The organism is Sphingomonas sp. GC_Shp_5, from assembly GCF_026540855.1.
GTDB lineage: Bacteria > Pseudomonadota > Alphaproteobacteria > Sphingomonadales > Sphingomonadaceae > Sphingomonas.
Genome location: NZ_JALNUP010000058.1, coordinates 1 through 1,741, shown reverse-complemented (window position 1 = coordinate 1,741; position 1,741 = coordinate 1). Strand labels below are relative to the sequence as shown.

Genomic DNA, 1,741 nt, shown 5'->3' with positions numbered 1-1,741 from the left:
TACGGCTACAGACATTGCGTTTGCAGCCTCTGTTGTGGCTGTCGGTGACCAGATTTGGCTCTATTACTCACTCGCTGATACCCACTTGTATCGCGCAGTAATTCGCAGAAGTTGAGCATCAGTTAGCTAATGCTGCGATAAGCGACCAATTATGACAGCATAACGGGCGGCGTCCAAGATGCCGCCCGTTACCGTTCAGCAGTTGTTAAATTGTCCGACTTTGCCGCGGCAGCGCTGGATCTTTACCGGGTGCTTTGCCTTCAGGTTAATCCTCGGTGCCACGACTTTGTGGCAGCGGAAGTGCTTGCCATGGCTATTGCGGCACATGCGGGCCTCGGCAGGCGCGATCCCTGCAACGGCCACACACATCAGCACGGCAGCGGAAACGGTCTTGAACATAGCTATCTCCTCATCAGTTGTGGAGCTATCGTCAGTCGATCAAGCTGGAGAGTTTCGCAAGGCCGCATCGGAGTTGCGGATCTTTATGGCAACCATCGGGTCAGAGGCCTCATCGAGCGGCCTATGGCCGTGTAACGCGAGCCTCGAAGTCTTCGACTAACTAGGTGCTTGATCCCACGGTTGATGGTGCGATCCTTTCGTTGGAATGGAAGGAAGCCGTATGGGACAAGTTCGTCATGGGTGCGCCACGACACGTACGCCGTCCAAGCAGCAATACAGCGATCGCAAGCTTCGCTCGCGACGCGGAGCCGTGAGCTGGGGATCAACCCGAAGACTGTGGCGAAGTGGCGCAAGAGGGCCACGGTCGAGGATCTGAAGACTGTGGATCGGCGTGGAAATGGTCGTGGCATTCCGGCGCCACACGCTCCTGCCGCTCGACGACTGCCTCTACGCCCCGCAGCCGTCGATCCCGCACCTGACCCGGTCAGCGCTGCATCGTTGCCTGCAGCGACACGGCATCTCACGGTTGCCTTGCCGGGACCCCTTCTATTCGTACCACCGGCCGTTCAGCCAACAGCGGGGATAGATCGGCAAGCTCCATTGCTCCCGAGAGTGCTTCCTTATTGAAAGCTAGCCGAACTGCGGAGAGGGGAAGATCTGACCGGTACCACCTCTGCTGCCTTATGTTGAGGAGCGACCAGTGTTGAAGAGCCGAAACCTACCCACGCATGGCTGGGCCTGGGTCAACTAGGCTGGCTGCTGAGCCGTAAGCAGCCAGCCTAGTCTGATTTACGCCAGCGTCCGGACGTTGGGCTCGCGGTCCCAGTAGCGCTTCTTCGCAGCCTCAACGAAGCCGGCGAGATCAGTCACACCCTCGTCAGGCTCGACTCCCGCTTTGTCGAGCAGCGGTTTCGCCTCGGCGTTAGCTCCAATTGCTTTAAGATGACCGAAGCCGTCCATCACCCATTGGACGGCCGCACCCTCCTTGACGAGTTTAGCGGTCGCCTCAGCCGAAAGTACAATTGCGCAGGCATCGACGGTCGGCGAGGGCTGGCCAAACAGCTGTGCGTCGGCGGCAACCGCGGAGCCGTCAGACAGAGGCACCTTGCCAATCTTGGGAGCGATGAGCTTGGCCTGCCCTTTAGCGCCGGCAATTGCGCTTGTGAGAGCGTTGAGCGCGCCGGCGTCCGTGCCGTCGGCGATCAGGATGCCAACCGTGCGGCCCTCCAGCGTGTGCTTTTCAAGCGGCCCGCGGATGATGCGCAGCGCAGGCGAGAGGTCCATGTCGAGGACAGGCGCGGCAGTAGGCGACGCGGCCGGCGGATCCATTGCCAAGCCGGCG

General features: G+C 60.3%; 1 protein-coding gene and 2 pseudogenes. 1 reads left to right on the top strand and 2 read right to left on the bottom strand.

Translation table 11 applies throughout. The annotated features are described in order from the left end of the window. Window positions 1–195: 195 nt before the first annotated feature. Window positions 196–399, bottom strand: a complete 204-nt coding sequence (locus OXR60_RS19810) for a hypothetical protein (RefSeq protein ID WP_267397779.1) — start codon at window positions 397–399, stop codon at window positions 196–198. Window positions 400–619: 220 nt separating this feature from the next. On the opposite strand from OXR60_RS19810, the pseudogene OXR60_RS19805 reads away from it, so the two are divergent. Continuing rightward, window positions 620–928: pseudogene (locus OXR60_RS19805) on the top strand (IS481 family transposase); the annotation flags it as partial. A 260-nt stretch (window positions 929–1,188) separates the two neighbouring features. On the opposite strand, the pseudogene OXR60_RS19800 reads toward OXR60_RS19805, so the two are convergent. Beyond that, window positions 1,189–1,741, bottom strand: a pseudogene (locus tag OXR60_RS19800) (catalase HPII); the annotation flags it as partial.

What these genes read in the sequence shown, in the direction of transcription:
- OXR60_RS19810 (WP_267397779.1), bottom strand. Translation starts at nt 399, where the DNA reads ATGTTCAAGACCGTTTCCGCTGCCGTGCTGATGTGTGTGGCCGTTGCA.